The sequence below is a fragment of the Pseudomonas sp. genome (genome assembly GCF_048269965.1).
Lineage (GTDB): Bacteria > Pseudomonadota > Gammaproteobacteria > Pseudomonadales > Pseudomonadaceae > Aquipseudomonas.
Genome location: NZ_JBLWTV010000012.1, coordinates 1 through 14,442 on the forward strand (window position 1 = coordinate 1; position 14,442 = coordinate 14,442).

General features: G+C 63.7%; 13 protein-coding genes and 1 pseudogene. 6 read left to right on the plus strand and 8 right to left on the minus strand.

Annotated features, from left to right (window positions below; all coding sequences use genetic code 11):
• Positions 1 to 213: 213 nt before the first annotated feature.
• A complete protein-coding gene (locus tag ACN0X6_RS14820) occupies positions 214 to 984 on the minus strand; it encodes a YdcF family protein (RefSeq protein WP_417705026.1) in 771 nt (256 codons plus the stop codon).
• Between the two features lie 87 nt (positions 985 to 1,071).
• Positions 1,072 to 1,500 carry a hypothetical protein gene (locus tag ACN0X6_RS14825; RefSeq protein WP_417705028.1) on the minus strand — a complete coding sequence of 143 codons (429 nt, stop codon included), beginning with the start codon at positions 1,498 to 1,500 and terminating at the stop codon, positions 1,072 to 1,074.
• Between the two features lie 178 nt (positions 1,501 to 1,678).
• On the opposite strand from ACN0X6_RS14825, the gene leuS reads away from it, so the two are divergent.
• The 6 genes and pseudogenes from leuS to lipA all read left to right on the plus strand — a co-directional run bounded on the left by leuS (position 1,679) and on the right by lipA (position 8,867).
• Positions 1,679 to 4,291, plus strand: coding sequence for a leucine--tRNA ligase (gene leuS / locus ACN0X6_RS14830; protein WP_417705030.1), 2,613 nt, complete (start codon positions 1,679 to 1,681; stop codon positions 4,289 to 4,291).
• A 54-nt stretch (positions 4,292 to 4,345) separates the two neighbouring features.
• Complete coding sequence (gene lptE, locus ACN0X6_RS14835; RefSeq protein WP_417705032.1) at positions 4,346 to 4,957, plus strand: LPS assembly lipoprotein LptE; 612 nt, start codon at positions 4,346 to 4,348, stop codon at positions 4,955 to 4,957.
• 57 nt (positions 4,958 to 5,014) lie between these two features.
• Positions 5,015 to 6,049, plus strand: a complete 1,035-nt coding sequence (holA, locus tag ACN0X6_RS14840; protein WP_417705034.1) for a DNA polymerase III subunit delta — start codon at positions 5,015 to 5,017, stop codon at positions 6,047 to 6,049.
• Positions 6,050 to 6,153: 104 nt separating this feature from the next.
• Positions 6,154 to 6,300: pseudogene (arfA, locus tag ACN0X6_RS14845) on the plus strand (alternative ribosome rescue factor ArfA); the annotation flags it as partial.
• 81 nt (positions 6,301 to 6,381) lie between these two features.
• Positions 6,382 to 7,638: a lytic murein transglycosylase gene (locus ACN0X6_RS14850; RefSeq protein ID WP_417705036.1), complete on the plus strand. Its 1,257-nt coding sequence runs from the start codon at positions 6,382 to 6,384 to the stop codon at positions 7,636 to 7,638.
• A 176-nt stretch (positions 7,639 to 7,814) separates the two neighbouring features.
• A complete protein-coding gene (gene lipA / locus ACN0X6_RS14855) occupies positions 7,815 to 8,867 on the plus strand; it encodes a lipoyl synthase (RefSeq protein WP_417705038.1) in 1,053 nt (350 codons plus the stop codon).
• 177 nt (positions 8,868 to 9,044) lie between these two features.
• Here the strand turns inward: lipA and lipB are convergent, their stop codons facing one another.
• The 6 genes from lipB to rodA form a co-directional block, all read right to left on the minus strand.
• A complete protein-coding gene (gene lipB / locus ACN0X6_RS14860; protein WP_417705039.1) occupies positions 9,045 to 9,662 on the minus strand; it encodes a lipoyl(octanoyl) transferase LipB in 618 nt (205 codons plus the stop codon).
• A 5-nt stretch (positions 9,663 to 9,667) separates the two neighbouring features.
• On the minus strand, positions 9,668 to 9,946 hold the full coding sequence (locus ACN0X6_RS14865; RefSeq protein ID WP_192980550.1) for a DUF493 domain-containing protein: 279 nt from the start codon (positions 9,944 to 9,946) through the stop codon (positions 9,668 to 9,670).
• 64 nt (positions 9,947 to 10,010) lie between these two features.
• Positions 10,011 to 11,186, minus strand: a complete 1,176-nt coding sequence (locus ACN0X6_RS14870; RefSeq protein ID WP_417705041.1) for a D-alanyl-D-alanine carboxypeptidase family protein — start codon at positions 11,184 to 11,186, stop codon at positions 10,011 to 10,013.
• A 111-nt stretch (positions 11,187 to 11,297) separates the two neighbouring features.
• A complete protein-coding gene (locus ACN0X6_RS14875) occupies positions 11,298 to 12,311 on the minus strand; it encodes a septal ring lytic transglycosylase RlpA family protein (protein ID WP_192980549.1) in 1,014 nt (337 codons plus the stop codon).
• The gene (mltB, locus tag ACN0X6_RS14880; RefSeq protein WP_417705044.1) at positions 12,308 to 13,318 is read right to left on the minus strand and encodes a lytic murein transglycosylase B; all 1,011 of its coding nucleotides are present in this window, start codon (positions 13,316 to 13,318) and stop codon (positions 12,308 to 12,310) included. Before mltB ends, ACN0X6_RS14875 begins: the two co-directional genes overlap by 4 nt.
• Before the next feature lie 20 nt (positions 13,319 to 13,338).
• Positions 13,339 to 14,442: a rod shape-determining protein RodA gene (gene rodA / locus ACN0X6_RS14885; RefSeq protein WP_417705233.1), complete on the minus strand. Its 1,104-nt coding sequence runs from the start codon at positions 14,440 to 14,442 to the stop codon at positions 13,339 to 13,341.

Consider the following 14,442-nt stretch of genomic DNA (forward strand, 5'->3'; position numbering starts at 1 on the left):
CGCCTCGGCACTCTTTTGGCTTACCTCTTCCACTTTAGAGTGCCTGACGAACATACAAGCCCGGATGCAATCCGGGAATCAGGCGCCACGATTCCCCGGATTTCATCCGGGCTACACGTAGGGTGCGCCGCGCGCACCGGGAACACGACCGGCGCCGCTCATGTGCTGCGCATGGCGCACCTCACCCAGGCCACGGCAAGCCGTTCTTGCCGTTCAACGCTGCCCGTAGGTCAATGGGTACGCGAACAAACCGATGGCTTCGTTGAGCAATTGACTGCTCTGCCAGATGACTCTCGACTCCGGCAACCAGCCGCCCAGCGGGCGCTCGTAGCCGGCACCGAGATAGCCCATCGGCGCGGTGATCACGTCGAAGCCAGCCTGCTCGAAACTCCAGCGCGCACGCGGCATGTGCCAGGCCTGTGTCACTAGCACCACACGACGAACGCCTTGAGGCTGCAACAGCTCGGCACTCAGTCGAGCATTTTCCCAGGTGGTGCGGCTCTGCTCCTCCAGCCAGCGGATCTGCAGCCCATAGTCCCGGTGCATGGCATCGGCCATCAACGCCGCTTCACTGGGCGGCTGGCCGTAATGCAGGCCACCAGTTGCCGCCAATGGCAGGCCGGACGCGCGCGCCAGACGAGCGGCATAGCGCAGTCGCTCCAACGCCATCAGACCGGGCTGATCGGTGCGACCCCAGCCCGGATCGTTCTGCTCACGCCCGGCACCGAGAATCACGATGGCGTCGGCACGCTGCGCCAGCGTCGCCCATTGCGCCTCCTCCAGCACCGGCTCACGCTCGAGCAATCGAGCCCCCGACTGCATCACCGCTGGCAGGCTCATCAGCCAGAGCCCGCAAAAACCCGTCGCGAAACAAGCCAGCGCCATCCGCGGAAAGCGACGGCGCAGCCACCAACCCAACAGCATCAGCAGTAGCAGGACGCCTGGCGGCATCAGCAGTTGTTTGAGGATGTAGCGAATCGGCATCAGGCACCTCCTGGGCGCCCAAGCCTAGCAGGCTGCTCGAACCGCAGGCGACGACTGCATGGATGCAGGACGCCCGAGGCGAGGCAGCTAGTGGGGATTACCGCTGCGAAACAACTTCGAGCCGCAGGCCTGGCAGGCCTGGGCATTCTGGCCTCGCTGCCAGGTCACCGGCGTACCGCAGAGGGCACAACACAGGGCCTGGCGCCGCTTGAGCAGGGGTTTGGTCTTGGCCACCGGGCGGGCAGAAACGCCCTTGCCCATGCGCATTGGCTGGCGCTGGATCAGCGCCAGCTCCTCGGCCGCCGCATGCCAGCCGCGCAACCAGTGCAGATCACGGTTGAGATAAGCACGGATCAGGTCCAGCTCCGCCGGGCTCAACCCATCGAGTTCCAGCTCGCGTAGCGGCTCTGCATGCAAACGGCTGGCGGTATCGGCTTCCTCCAGCGCCAGGGCAAGCCTCTGCAGCAGCCGCTCGTAAAGGCCACCTCCCCGTTCCGCCTGCCGTGCATCCGCCATCTAACACCTCGCGAGCCCCGACAACCGCGGGCCTTGAATAAAGCTTAGCGAAGGCCCTGCGCGCAGCCCGGCGCCGCGACAAACGGCGGACGCGGCACAATCTGGGTTTCCCTCGATAGACGGCGCTCATGTATGCTACGACGTTTTCCGCAAGCCCCATTCCTTCAGCGCCAGAGCCATGCACGAACAGTACTCGCCCCGTGAAATAGAAGCCGCCGCGCAGTCCCATTGGGACGCGCAGAAATCCTTCGTCGTCAGCGAACAGCCTGGCAAGGACACCTTCTACTGCCTGTCGATGTTCCCCTACCCCAGCGGCAAGCTACACATGGGGCACGTGCGCAACTACACCATCGGTGACGTGATCGCGCGCTACCAGCGCATGCAGGGCAAGAACGTGCTGCAGCCGATGGGCTGGGACGCCTTCGGCATGCCGGCGGAAAACGCCGCGATGAAGAACCAGGTGGCGCCGGCCAAATGGACTTACGAGAACATCGCCTACATGAAGTCCCAGCTCAAATCGCTGGGACTGGCCATCGACTGGACGCGTGAGGTCACCACCTGCAAGCCGGATTACTACCGCTGGGAGCAGTGGCTGTTCACCCGCCTGTTCGAGAAGGGCGTGATCTACCGCAAGAACGGTACCGTCAACTGGGACCCGGTGGACCAGACCGTACTGGCCAACGAGCAGGTCATCGACGGCCGTGGCTGGCGTTCGGGCGCGCTGATCGAGAAGCGCGAAATCCCGATGTACTACTTCAAGATCACTGCGTATGCCGAAGAGCTGCTGAGCAGCCTGGATGAGCTCGATGGCTGGCCCGAGCAGGTCAAGACCATGCAGCGCAACTGGATCGGCAAGAGCTTCGGTGCCGACATCGTCTTCGACTACGACGCCGCCAGCGTGGGTATCGAGGGCCAACTGAAGGTCTATTCCACCCGCCCCGACACCTTGATGGGCGCGACCTACGTCGCCGTGGCCGCCGAGCATCCGCTGGCCCAGCGCGCCGCCGAAGGCAACCCGGCCATCGCCGCCTTCATCGCCGAATGCAAGGCCGGCTCCGTGGCCGAGGCCGACATGGCCACCATGGAGAAGAAGGGCCTGGCCACCGGCCAGTTCGTCATCCACCCGCTGACCGGCGACAAGCTGCCAGTGTTCGTCGCCAACTACGTGCTGTGGGGCTACGGCGAAGGCGCGGTGATGGCCGTGCCGGCACATGACGAGCGCGATTTCGAATTCGCGGGCAAGTACGACCTGCCGATCCAGCAGGTCTACACCGGCGAGGGCAAGGACTACGACGCCAGCACCTGGCAGGACTGGTATGGCGACAAGGCCGGCCTGACCACCATCAACTCCGGCAAGTACGACAACCTGGACTTCGGCGCCGCCTTCGATGCCATCGTCGGCGATCTGGAAGCCCGCGAGCACGGCGCCCGCAAGACCCAGTTCCGTCTGCGCGACTGGGGCATCAGCCGCCAGCGCTACTGGGGCTGCCCGATCCCGATCATCCACTGCGACGCCTGCGGCGACGTACCGGTGCCGGAAGACCAGTTGCCGGTCGTGCTGCCCGAAGACGTGGTGCCGGACGGCGCCGGCTCGCCGCTGGCCAAGATGCCCGAGTTCTACGAATGCAGTTGCCCGAAGTGCGGCGCCCCGGCCAAGCGCGAAACCGACACCATGGACACCTTCGTGGAGTCGTCCTGGTACTTCGCCCGCTACGCCAGCCCGAACTACGAAGGCGGCATGGTCGACCCGCAGGCGGCCAACCACTGGCTGCCGGTGGACCAGTACATCGGCGGTATCGAGCACGCCATCCTGCACCTCTTGTACGCGCGCTTCTTCCACAAGCTGATGCGCGACGAAGGTCTGGTCAGCTCCAACGAGCCGTTCAAGAACCTGCTGACCCAGGGCATGGTGGTTGCCGAGACCTACTACCGCACTCTGGCAAACGGCGGCAAGGACTGGTTCAACCCGGCCGATGTCGAGGTCGAACGCGACGCCAAGGCCAAGGTCATCGGCGCCAAGCTGAAAAGCGACGGTCTGCCGGTGGAAATCGGCGGCACCGAGAAGATGTCCAAGTCGAAGAACAACGGTGTCGACCCGCAGGACATGATCGACCAGTACGGCGCTGACACCTGCCGCCTGTTCATGATGTTCGCCTCGCCGCCCGACATGAGCTGCGAATGGTCGGATGCCGGCGTCGAAGGTGCCAACCGCTTCCTGCGTCGCGTCTGGCGCCTGGCTCAGGGCCACGTCAGCGCCGGTCTGCCGGGCAAGCTGGATGTCGCCAGCCTGAGCGACGAGCAGAAGGCCGTGCGCCGCGCCATTCACCTGGCGATCAAGCAGGCCAGCAACGATATCGGCCAGCACCACAAGTTCAACACCGCCATCGCCCAGGTGATGACGCTGATGAACGTGTTGGAAAAAGCAGCCACCGCGACCGAACAGGATCGCGCCCTGGTGCACGAAGGCCTGGAGATCGTCACCCTGCTGCTGGCGCCGATCACCCCGCATATCAGCCACGAACTGTGGCAGCACCTGGGTCACGCCGATGCCGTGATCGATGCGCAGTGGCCGCAGGTCGACGAATCCGCTCTGGTGCAGGACAGCTTGACCCTGGTGGTACAGGTCAACGGCAAGCTGCGCGGCGAGATCATCGTGGCGGCCAGCGCCAGCCGCGAGGACGTCGAAGCTGCCGCCCGCGCCAACGAGAACGTGCTGCGCTTCACCGAAGGCCTGAGCATTCGCAAGGTCATCGTGGTACCGGGCAAGCTGGTCAACATAGTCGCCAACTGATTAAGCTCGGCGCCACACATGTGTGGCGCCGTGATCCGCCAAGGGGATATGAGAATGATGAAACGGAATCTGCTGGTCATCGGCCTGGCCGGCCTGCTCAGCGCATGCGGTTTCCAGCTGCGTGGCACCGGCGACGTGCAGTTCGCCCTCAAGGAACTCGACGTCAGCGCGCGCGATGCCTATGGCAACACCGTGCAGCAAGTGCGTGAAGTACTGGAAGACAACGATGTTCGCGTCTACTCCGGCGCGCCCTACAAGCTGGTGATCGCCCGCGAGACCGAGAATCGTCGCGGCGCCAGCTACAGCAGCGGCGCACGTACCGCCGAGTACGAGCTGACCATGGGCCTGGAATACGAGATCCGCGGTGCGAAGAACCTGCTGCTGACCGGCAACAGGGTGGAAGTACAGAACTACTACCAGCAGGACGACAACAACCTGGCCGGCTCCGACCAGGAAGCGGCTCAGCTGCGCAGCGAGCTGCGCCGTGAAATGATCCAGCAACTGATGTTCAGCCTGCAGCAGATCACGCCGGAGCGACTGGACCAACTGCAACAGACCGCCGAAGCCCGCGCCAAGGCCGAAGCCGAAGCACTGGAAGCACAGCGCCGGGCTCGCGAGAGCCAGGTCGCGCCGCAGCAGTCGCCGATCGAACTGCCGTCCCGCTAAAGGCCCAAGGGCCGCAACTGCGGCCCGACGCCAAGCCCGTCTGATGACCTCACCTCGATGAAGCTCGCCCCCGCGCAACTCGGCAAACACCTGCAAGGCGCACTCGCACCTGTCTATGCGATCAGCGGCGACGAGCCGCTGTTGTGCCAGGAAACCGCTGACGCCATTCGCAATGCCTGCCGCCAGCAGGGGTTCGGCGAACGCCAGGTGTTCAATGCCGAAGCCAACTTCGACTGGGGCAATCTGCTGCAAGCAGGTGCCAGCCTGTCGCTGTTCGCCGAAAAGCGCCTGCTGGAACTGCGCCTGCCTTCCGGCAAGCCGGGCGACAAGGGCACAGCCGCCCTGCTCGAATACCTGGCCCGCCCGCCCGAGGACACCGTCCTGCTGCTGAGCCTGCCCAAGCTCGACGGCAGTACGCAGAAATCCAAATGGGCCAAGGCGCTGATCGACGGCCAGGTGAGCCAGTTCATCCAGATCTGGCCGGTAGACGCCAGCCAGTTGCCGCAGTGGATTCGTCAGCGCCTGGCTCAGGCCGGCCTGAGCGCCAGCGCCGATGCGGTGGAAATGATCGCCGCACGAGTGGAAGGCAACCTGCTGGCCGCCGCCCAGGAAGTGGAAAAGCTCAAGCTGCTCGCCGATGGCAATCAGGTCGATGCCGAGACCGTACAGGCGGCGGTGGCCGACAGCGCCCGCTTCGACGTCTTCGGCCTGATCGACTGTGCCCTCGCTGGCGACGCCGCACATGCCCTGCGCATGCTCGAAGGCCTGCGCGGCGAGGGCGTGGAAACCCCGGTGATCCTCTGGGCACTGGCCCGCGAGATTCGCCTGCTGGCCGGCATCGCCCATCAGCAGAGCCAGGGCATACCGCTGGACAAGGCCTTCTCCAGTGCCCGTCCGCCCGTCTGGGACAAACGCAGGCCGCTGGTTTCCAAGGCCTTGCAGCGTCACAGCAGCAAGCGCTGGGGCCAATTGCTGCAGCAGGCGCAACTGATCGATGCGCAGATCAAAGGCCAGGCGGCTGGCGATCCGTGGAGCGAGCTGGCCATGCTGACCCTGCAACTCTCCGGGCAACGGCTGCGTCTTTCTCCGTAGGGCGGGTGCAACCCGCCCTACGCCCCATCTGGACATTTTCTGTACAGCGGCGCATAGTCTTCGCCGCCTGCATTGGCGCAGGCCAGTCCGCATGAGGAAATGCCATGAGCAAGAAAACCGGCAAACGGCCGAACAAGGCCAAATCCATCGTCGCCCAGCCACTGTTTCGCTCCCGCCAGGAACGACCGCAGAAAGGCAAAGGCAGCTACCGCCGCGAAGCCTCCCACACTTGGGAGGCTTCTTGCTTTATGGGGTATGTTGATTCACTGATGGCCCTGACTGTTGCCCGAGCATGCTAAGGTAACCGCCTGCTTAAACGTCCTGAGATAGACATGCCACACCAGCTTCCTCGTCGCGTCCTGGCTCTGCTTCCTCTTCTGCTGCTGGCGGCCTGCGCCCAGGCCCCGGCGGAAAACCTGCCTACCGCCACAGCCCCTGCAGCGCTCCAGACTACAGCCGAAACCTCCTTGCCCAGTTTCGCCGACTGGCGGCAGGCAATGCGTGGCGAAGCGATTGCGGCCGGCATCGACGCGGCGCTGTTCGATCGCGTGTTCGCCGACGTCACCCCTGACCCTGCGGTGCTCAAGGCCGACAGCAGCCAGCCCGAGTTCACCCGCCCGGTGTGGGAATACCTCGACGGTGCCGTCTCCTCCAGCCGCATCGGGCGCGGCCGGGTATTGCTGGCCCAGCACGACAGCGTGCTGCAACGCATCGAGCAGCAATATGGCGTCGAAGCGCAGATCCTGGTGGCCATCTGGGGACTTGAGAGCAACTTCGGCAACAACATCGGTAGCCACAGCGTAATCCGCTCCCTCGCCACACTGGCCTATGACGGTCGCCGCCAGGGCTTCTGGCGTGCTCAGTTGCTGGCCGCCCTGCAAATCCTGCAGAACGGTGATGTACCCAGCGAACGCATGATCGGCTCCTGGGCCGGCGCCATGGGCCAGACCCAGTTCATGCCCACCACTTACAACCAGCATGCGGTCGATTTCGACGGCGACGGCAAGCGCGACCTGTGGAATTCCTCGACCGACGCCCTGGCCTCGGCCGCCCACTATCTGCAGGCATCCGGCTGGCAGCGTGGCCAGCCATGGGGATTCGAAGTGAGTCTGCCGAACGGCTTCGACTACGCCCTGGCCGACCCGGATCAGCGCCGCACGCTGGCCGAATGGGCAGAGCTCGGCATTCGTCCGCTGGCACCGACCGGCACCCCCGCCAATGCCCGCGCCAGCCTGCAGCTGCCCGCCGGACATCAAGGGCCGGCCTTCCTGCTGCTGGACAATTTCCGCAGCATCCTCAAGTACAACAACTCCACGTCCTACGCGCTGGCCATCGGCCTGCTCGCCGACAACCTGCTGCGCGCCAGTGAAATAAAGGGGCAATGGCCGCGAGGTGAGCGCCAACTGGGGCGCAGTGAACGTGTCGAGCTGCAAGAACTGCTGGCCCAGGCCGGCTTCGACCCCGGCCCGGCCGACGGCATCATCGGCGCCAATACGCGCAAGGCCATTCGCGCCCTGCAACTGCAGTTGAACTGGCCAGCCGATGGCTACCCCAACACCCAATTGCTGCAACAGCTGCGCACACGCTGAATCCAGGCGCTGGCCCCGGGCGCTTGCCATCACTGGCGAGCGCCTTGCACCGGGAAACGCCCTTGCGGTGTTTTGTCGACAGGCGGCCCGAGCGTCTGCATACACCTTCTGTGGTAGACTGGCCGGCGGCCAAAAGCCACCTGCCCACGGAGCCTCTACCGGAGCCCAGATTTCCGATGTCCGACACCTCCTCGCCCAAATCCGTCGCCAGCGGCGAAAAATTTCGCACCGCCCAAGGCATCACCGCGATCAAGGATGGTCAGAAGCGCCGCGCCTCGGCCGAACCCCAGGTTTTCGAACCCAAGCCCAAGTGGCTGCGGGTCAAGGCGCCTGGCGGTAGCCGTTTCGAGGCGGTCAAGCGCAACGTCGGCGAACATCGCCTGAGCACCGTCTGCCAGGAATCGCACTGCCCGAACATGGGCGAGTGCTGGTCCAACGGCACGGCCACCATCATGCTGATGGGCTCGGTGTGCACCCGCGCCTGCCGCTTCTGCGCCGTGGACACCGGCAACCCCAATGGCTGGCTGGATCTGGAAGAGCCGCAGAACACCGCCAAGTCGGTGGAGCTGATGGCCCTGCGTTACATCGTGCTGACCTCGGTGGACCGTGACGATCTGGAAGACGGCGGCGCCGGCCACTATGCCGCCTGCGTGCGTGCAATCAAGGAAAACACCCCGCAGGTGGTGGTCGAAGCCCTGACCCCGGATTTCGATGGCGATCACCAGGCCATCGAGCGCGTCGTCGACTCCGGTCTCGAAGTCTTCGCGCAGAACGTCGAGACGGTCAAACGCCTCACCTACGTGGTACGCGACCCGCGCGCCGGCTACGAGAAGACCCTCAAGGTGCTCGAGCACGCGAAAAAGCACCGTCCCGACGTGCTGACCAAGACCAGCCTGATGCTCGGCCTGGGTGAAACCGACGAGGAAATCCTGGAAACCATGGATGACCTGCGCGCCATCGGCGTGGATATCCTCACCCTCGGTCAGTACCTGCAACCCACGCGCAACCACCTCAAGGTGCAACGCTGGGTCAGCCCTGAAGAGTTCAATCGCCTGCGTGACATCGGCCTGGAGAAAGGCTTCATGGAAGTCGCCGCCGGCCCACTGGTACGCTCCAGCTACCGCGCTGATCGCGTGTTCGAGAAGAACAACCTGGGCCTCGCCGCACCCGTACCGGTGCCCGGCCAGGAGATCAACGCCAGCCTGATTCCGGCGCTGAATCTGAACTGAAACAGGTCATCACAGCAAACGAAAGGGATGCCTCGGCGTCCCTTTTTCGTTGCTGGCCGCCAGGGGGCGCCATGCGGCAGCCTCATTGGTGCGCGCGGCGCACCATAGGCTTGGCGCGATCTTCCGCAGGGTGCGCCGCGCGCACCGAGAAATCGCGAATATCGAGCCGCTGAAACGCTACGCGTAACCCAACCTTTTGCGTAGCGCCTGTTCCAGACGTTGCGCTACCTCGTCGAACGCGGGTGGCGATGGCAGCAGGTCACGCATCTGCACCATCTTCAGCCCGGCATAACCGCACGGATTGATGCGCAGAAAGGGTGACATGTCCATATCGACGTTCAACGCCAAGCCATGAAACGAGCAGCCACGGCTGACGCGCAGCCCCAGCGAGGCGATCTTGTCACCTGCCACGTATACGCCCGGCGCATCCGCCTTGGGCGCAGCCTCGATACCATAACTGGCCAACAGCTCGACCAGGCTCTGCTCCATGGCAGTCACCAGTTCACGCACGCCGAGATCGAGGCGACGCAGATCGAGCATCAGATAGGCGACCAATTGGCCAGGACCGTGATAGGTCACCTGCCCGCCGCGCTCGACCTGAATCACCGGAATATCGCCCGCCGCGAGCACATGTTCGGCCTTGCCAGCCTGGCCCTGGGTGAACACCTTGGGATGCTGCAGCAACCAGATCTCGTCCGGGGCCTGTGCATCGCGCTCACGGGTCAACTGGCGCATGGCCTCCAGCGTGGGCTGGTAGTCGACCAGCCCGAGATGACGGACGACAAGCTCGGGCATGGGTGTCACAGCACCATGTGCACGCGGCCGGTGGCACGCAGGTCGACGTGAATCGCCTGCAATTGCTCGACACCGGTGGCCGTGATCAGCACCTGAACGGACAGGAAGTTGCCGTTGCGGCTGTCACGCATCACCAGCGTGGAGGCATCCAGATCCGGGGCGTGACGCTGGATCACTTCGATCACCAGGTCGGTGAAACCCTCACCGGCGGTACCGATCACCTTGATCGGGTAACGCTCGCAGGGGAATTCGATTTTTGGCGGTTGAACATCGTTGTCGGTCATGGCATCAGCGGGCTTGTGGCCCGTCCGTAAGAGGGCCGCCCCGAGTTGGAGCGGCCAGGCTAAATCAGTTGAACAGGCCGAAGAAGAACAGGCGAATGCTGTCCCACAGGCGACGCAGCAGACCGCCCTCTTCTACCGATTCCAGCGCTACCAGGTCAGTGCTGCGTACCACTTCATCACCCAGTTTGACTTCGACCTTGCCGATCACGTCGCCCTGCTGGATCGGCGCGATCAGCTGCGGGTTGAGGACCATGCTGGCCTGCAGCTTTTCCAACTGCCCCTTGGGCAGGGTCATGGTCAGGTCCTCAGCCAGGCCCGCCTTGATCTGATTCGCAGCGCCTTTCCAGACGGTGGCCTGCGCCAGTTCTGCACCCTTCTGGTAGAAGGTGCGGCTTTCGAAGAAACGGAAGCCATAGGTCAGCAGTTTCTGGGTTTCCGCTGCGCGGGCCTGCTCGCTGTCGGTACCGAATACCGAGGTGATCATGCGCGCGCCATCACGCACGGCCGAGGCCACCAGGCAGAAGCCGGCTTCCTGGGTGTGACCGGTCTTCAGGCCGTCGACAGTGCGGTCGCGCCACAGCAGCAGGTTGCGATTGGGCTGCTTGATGTTGTTCCAGAGGAACTCCTTCTGCGAGTAGATCGCGTAATGCTCGGCATCTTCATCGATGATCGCGCGGGCCAGAATGGCCATGTCATGGGCGCTGGAGTAGTGCTCGGGATGCGGCAGGCCGGTGGCGTTCATGAAGTGACTGTTCTTCATGCCGAGGCGCTCGGCGGTGGCGTTCATCATGTCGGCGAAGGCATCTTCGCTACCGGCGATGTACTCGGCGATGGCGATACTGGCGTCGTTGCCGGACTGGATGATGATGCCGTGCAGCAGGTCATTGACCGTCGCCTGGCTGTTCAGCGGCAGGAACATGGTGGAACCACCGGAGGCGGCACCGCCGGTGCGCCAAGCGTGCTCGCTGATGGTCACCAGATCCTGCTCGCCGATCTTGCCGTTACGGATTTCCAGGGTGGCGATGTAAGCGGTCATCAGCTTGGTCAGGCTGGCGGGCGGCAGGCGCTCGTCGCCATTGTTCTCGACCAGGATGTTACCGCTGGCGGCATCCATCAGAACGTAGGATTTCGCGGCCAGTTGCGGCGCCGCAGGCACCACCTGCTGGTTGGCCATTGCGAGTGGCGCGGCCAGAAGGGTCAGTACCAGTGAAGCACGTTGCACGAAGCTGGTGATGTTCATCCGTCTCTCGAAAAATCATTGCTTGGGTTGTACGGCCCCGAAGGGCCATCTTTCGACTCGCTATCAAGGCGAGCCTCGGATTTAGTCCGGCAAAAGCCGGTTAAGTTGCCATCAGTCGGCGCGCACCAGCGTGGGCTGCCCCAGGTTGGCCAGGCGCACGCTGCTCTGCAGCTGCTCAGCCTCGCCCTGGTTGCTGATCGGCCCCATTCGCACCCGATGCAGAATCTGCTGGTCGCGCACCACTGAGCTGATGAACACCGGCACACTGCTGGTCTGGCTCAGCTTGGACTTGAGCAGCTCCGCAGCGTCCGGATTGGCGAAGGCTCCCACCTGGAGATACAGGCCAGAGGCTCCGAGTGAATCGTTTTTTTTTGCGTCGATCTGCACGGGCACCACCGCAGCGGCGTGCTGCTCGGGCGGCGGCGCGTACTGCTCGACGACCTGCGGCACAGGCTGCGCCACGGGCTGGGCGACGGCGGCCTTGGCCGGCTGATTGTTGGCCAGCACCAGCGGGACCGGGCGGCCCTGCTGTGCCCACCACTCATGGGGGTCGATGCCTTCTACCTTGACTCGCGCGGTGCCTTTCTCGGCATAGCCGAGCTTCTTCGCCGCCGCGAAGGACAGGTCGATGATGCGGTCCGAATAGAACGGCCCACGATCGTTGACCCGCAGGATCACGACCTTGCCGTTCTCGAGGTTGGTCACCCGTACATAGCTGGGCAGCGGCAATGTCTTGTGCGCTGCGGTCATGCCGTACAGATCGTAGGTTTCGCCGTTGGCAGTGGCCTGGCCATGGAACTTGGTGCCGTACCAGGAAGCCGGACCGACCGCCTGGTAGCGACGGGCGTCCTGAATCGGGTAGTACTGCTTGCCGAACACCACATAAGGGCTGGCCTTGACCGGCCCGTAATGCGGCATGGGGATGGCGTCCTGAATCTTCGAGACGTCGACGTCCCACCAGGGCGCACCATCCCTGTGTGGTCGGTTGAAATCCTCCGGGCCAGAGATACCGGCAGACTGACCGGGCGTCACCACAGGCTGCGGTGCACGCTTGGAAGAACAGCTCGCGAGCAACAGCGCTGCCGTTACGCAGACTGCCAGCGGCAGCAGTTTGGACGCACTCATCGATTACCCCGCGTTTCGACCAGCAATTCGGCCAGTTGGTTGACCGCCATGGCATACATCACGCTGCGATTGTAGCGGGTGATGGTGAAGAAGTTGGGCAAACCGAACCAGTATTCGTCACCTTCCGCGCCTTGCAGACGAAACGCCGTCACCGGCAAATCCTCGGCCAGCTTGTCTTCGCTGTTCCAGCCCAGCTCGCGCAGCTCGGCGACGTTCTTCACCGGGTCCAGGCCTTGCGTCAGACCTTCATCGACGCGAGCACCGCTGGCTTCGACGCGACTGGCGACCTGAGCACCGGCCTGCCAGCCGTGGCGCTTGAAATAGCTGGCAACACTGCCAATGGCATCGGTCGGGTTGCTCCAGATGTTGATATGACCGTCACCGTCGAAGTCCACGGCGTAAGCACGGAAACTGCTCGGCATGAACTGCGGCAGGCCCATGGCACCCGCGTAAGAGCCTTTTAGGGTGATCGGGTCGACCTGTTCCTCACGGGTCAGCAGCAGAAACTCACGCAGTTCCTTGCGGAAGAACGGCGCACGCGGCGGGTAATCGAAGGCCAGGGTCGACAGCGCATCCATCACCCGCCAGCTGCCGGTATTACCGCCGTAGAAGGTTTCCACGCCGATGATGGCGACGATGAACTGCGGCGGCACGCCGTACTCGGCTTCGGCCTTCTCCAGCGCCGCCTGGTTCTTGTTCCAGAACTCGACACCCTGGGCGATGCGCTTGTCGGTGATGAAGATCGGCCGATAGTCCTTCCAGGGTTTGACCTTTTCAGCCGGACGCGAAATGGCGTCGAGGATCGCCTGCTTGCGCTCCACCTCGGCAAACAGGCTGACCAGTTGCTCGCTGGCGAAGCCATAGTCGCGGGTCATTTCCTCGACGAACTCGGCTACCTGCGGCGAGCCGTCGTAATCGGCTGCCAGCGCCTGGGCGCTGGTGCCGAGCACGCCGGCGACGCCGGCTCCGATGAACGTACGAGCAGCCCAACTACGCAGAGAATGCATTGACTCAAAAACCCCCAAAATCAAACCTGAGCGATCCACTTTCTGTGAGTGTGGATCGCCATCAATATCCCGAAGCCTGACAACAGCGTGACCAGATGGGTTCCGCCGTAACTGATGAAGGGCAGCGGAACCCCAACCACCGGCAGCAGCCCGCTGACCATGCCGATGTTGACGAATACGTAGACGAAAAAGGTCATGGTCAGTGCCCCTGCCAGCAGCTTGCCGAACAGCGTCTGTGCCTGGGCGGTAATCACCAGGCCACGCGCCAGCAGCAGCAGATAGAGCAGCAGCAACAGGCAGACGCCGACCAGGCCGAACTCCTCCGCGAGCACGGCAATGATAAAGTCCGTGTGACTTTCCGGCAAAAAATCCAGGTGCGACTGGGTACCCAGCAGCCAGCCCTTGCCCAATACGCCGCCGGAACCGATGGCCGCCTTGGACTGGATGATGTTCCAGCCCGACCCCAGCGGATCGCTTTCCGGGTTGAGGAACGTCAGCACACGGCGCTTCTGGTAGTCGTGCATGACGAAGTACCACATGCCCACCGCGATCGGCACAACGGCAGCGGCGGCGCCGATGATCCAGCGCCACTGCAGGCCAGCCATGAACACCACGAAGGCGCCCGAGGCGAGAATCAGCAATGAGGTGCCCAGGTCCGGCTGTTTCAGGATCAGCACGAAAGGAATGCCGATCATCGTCAGGCTGACGACGATATGTTTGAAACGTGGCGGCAGGTTATGCCGTGACAGATACCAGGCGATGGTCATCGGCATGATGATTTTCATCAGCTCCGAGGGCTGGAAGCGGATCACGCCCGGGATATTGATCCAGCGTGTCGCTCCCATCGCCGTATGGCCCATCACCTCCACCGCAATCAGCAAGGCGACACCCGCCACGTAAGCAAGAGGCACCCAGCGCGCCATGAAGCGCGGGTCGAACTGGGCGATCACGACCACCGCAACCATGCCGAGACCGAAGGACGATGCCTGCCTGAGCAGCAGGTCGACATTCTTGCCACTGGCAGAGTAGAGAATGAACAGGCTGCCGGCACCCAGGATCAGCAGCAGCAACAGCAGCCAGCCATCGATGTGCATGCGCTGCAGCAGACTGGCGCGACGACGCAG

Bases quoted from the DNA above. Each gene is read 5' to 3' on its own strand.
- ACN0X6_RS14850 (WP_417705036.1), top strand. From the start codon at position 6,382: ATGCCACACCAGCTTCCTCGTCGCGTCCTGGCTCTGCTTCCTCTTCTG.
- ACN0X6_RS14865 (WP_192980550.1), bottom strand. From the start codon at position 9,946: ATGACCGACAACGATGTTCAACCGCCAAAAATCGAATTCCCCTGCGAG.
- leuS (WP_417705030.1), top strand. From the start codon at position 1,679: ATGCACGAACAGTACTCGCCCCGTGAAATAGAAGCCGCCGCGCAGTCC.
- ACN0X6_RS14820 (WP_417705026.1), bottom strand. From the start codon at position 984: ATGCCGATTCGCTACATCCTCAAACAACTGCTGATGCCGCCAGGCGTC.
- holA (WP_417705034.1), top strand. From the start codon at position 5,015: ATGAAGCTCGCCCCCGCGCAACTCGGCAAACACCTGCAAGGCGCACTC.
- ACN0X6_RS14825 (WP_417705028.1), bottom strand. From the start codon at position 1,500: ATGGCGGATGCACGGCAGGCGGAACGGGGAGGTGGCCTTTACGAGCGG.
- ACN0X6_RS14870 (WP_417705041.1), bottom strand. From the start codon at position 11,186: ATGAACATCACCAGCTTCGTGCAACGTGCTTCACTGGTACTGACCCTT.
- ACN0X6_RS14875 (WP_192980549.1), bottom strand. From the start codon at position 12,311: ATGAGTGCGTCCAAACTGCTGCCGCTGGCAGTCTGCGTAACGGCAGCG.
- lipB (WP_417705039.1), bottom strand. From the start codon at position 9,662: ATGCCCGAGCTTGTCGTCCGTCATCTCGGGCTGGTCGACTACCAGCCC.
- lptE (WP_417705032.1), top strand. From the start codon at position 4,346: ATGATGAAACGGAATCTGCTGGTCATCGGCCTGGCCGGCCTGCTCAGC.
- lipA (WP_417705038.1), top strand. From the start codon at position 7,815: ATGTCCGACACCTCCTCGCCCAAATCCGTCGCCAGCGGCGAAAAATTT.
- mltB (WP_417705044.1), bottom strand. From the start codon at position 13,318: ATGCATTCTCTGCGTAGTTGGGCTGCTCGTACGTTCATCGGAGCCGGC.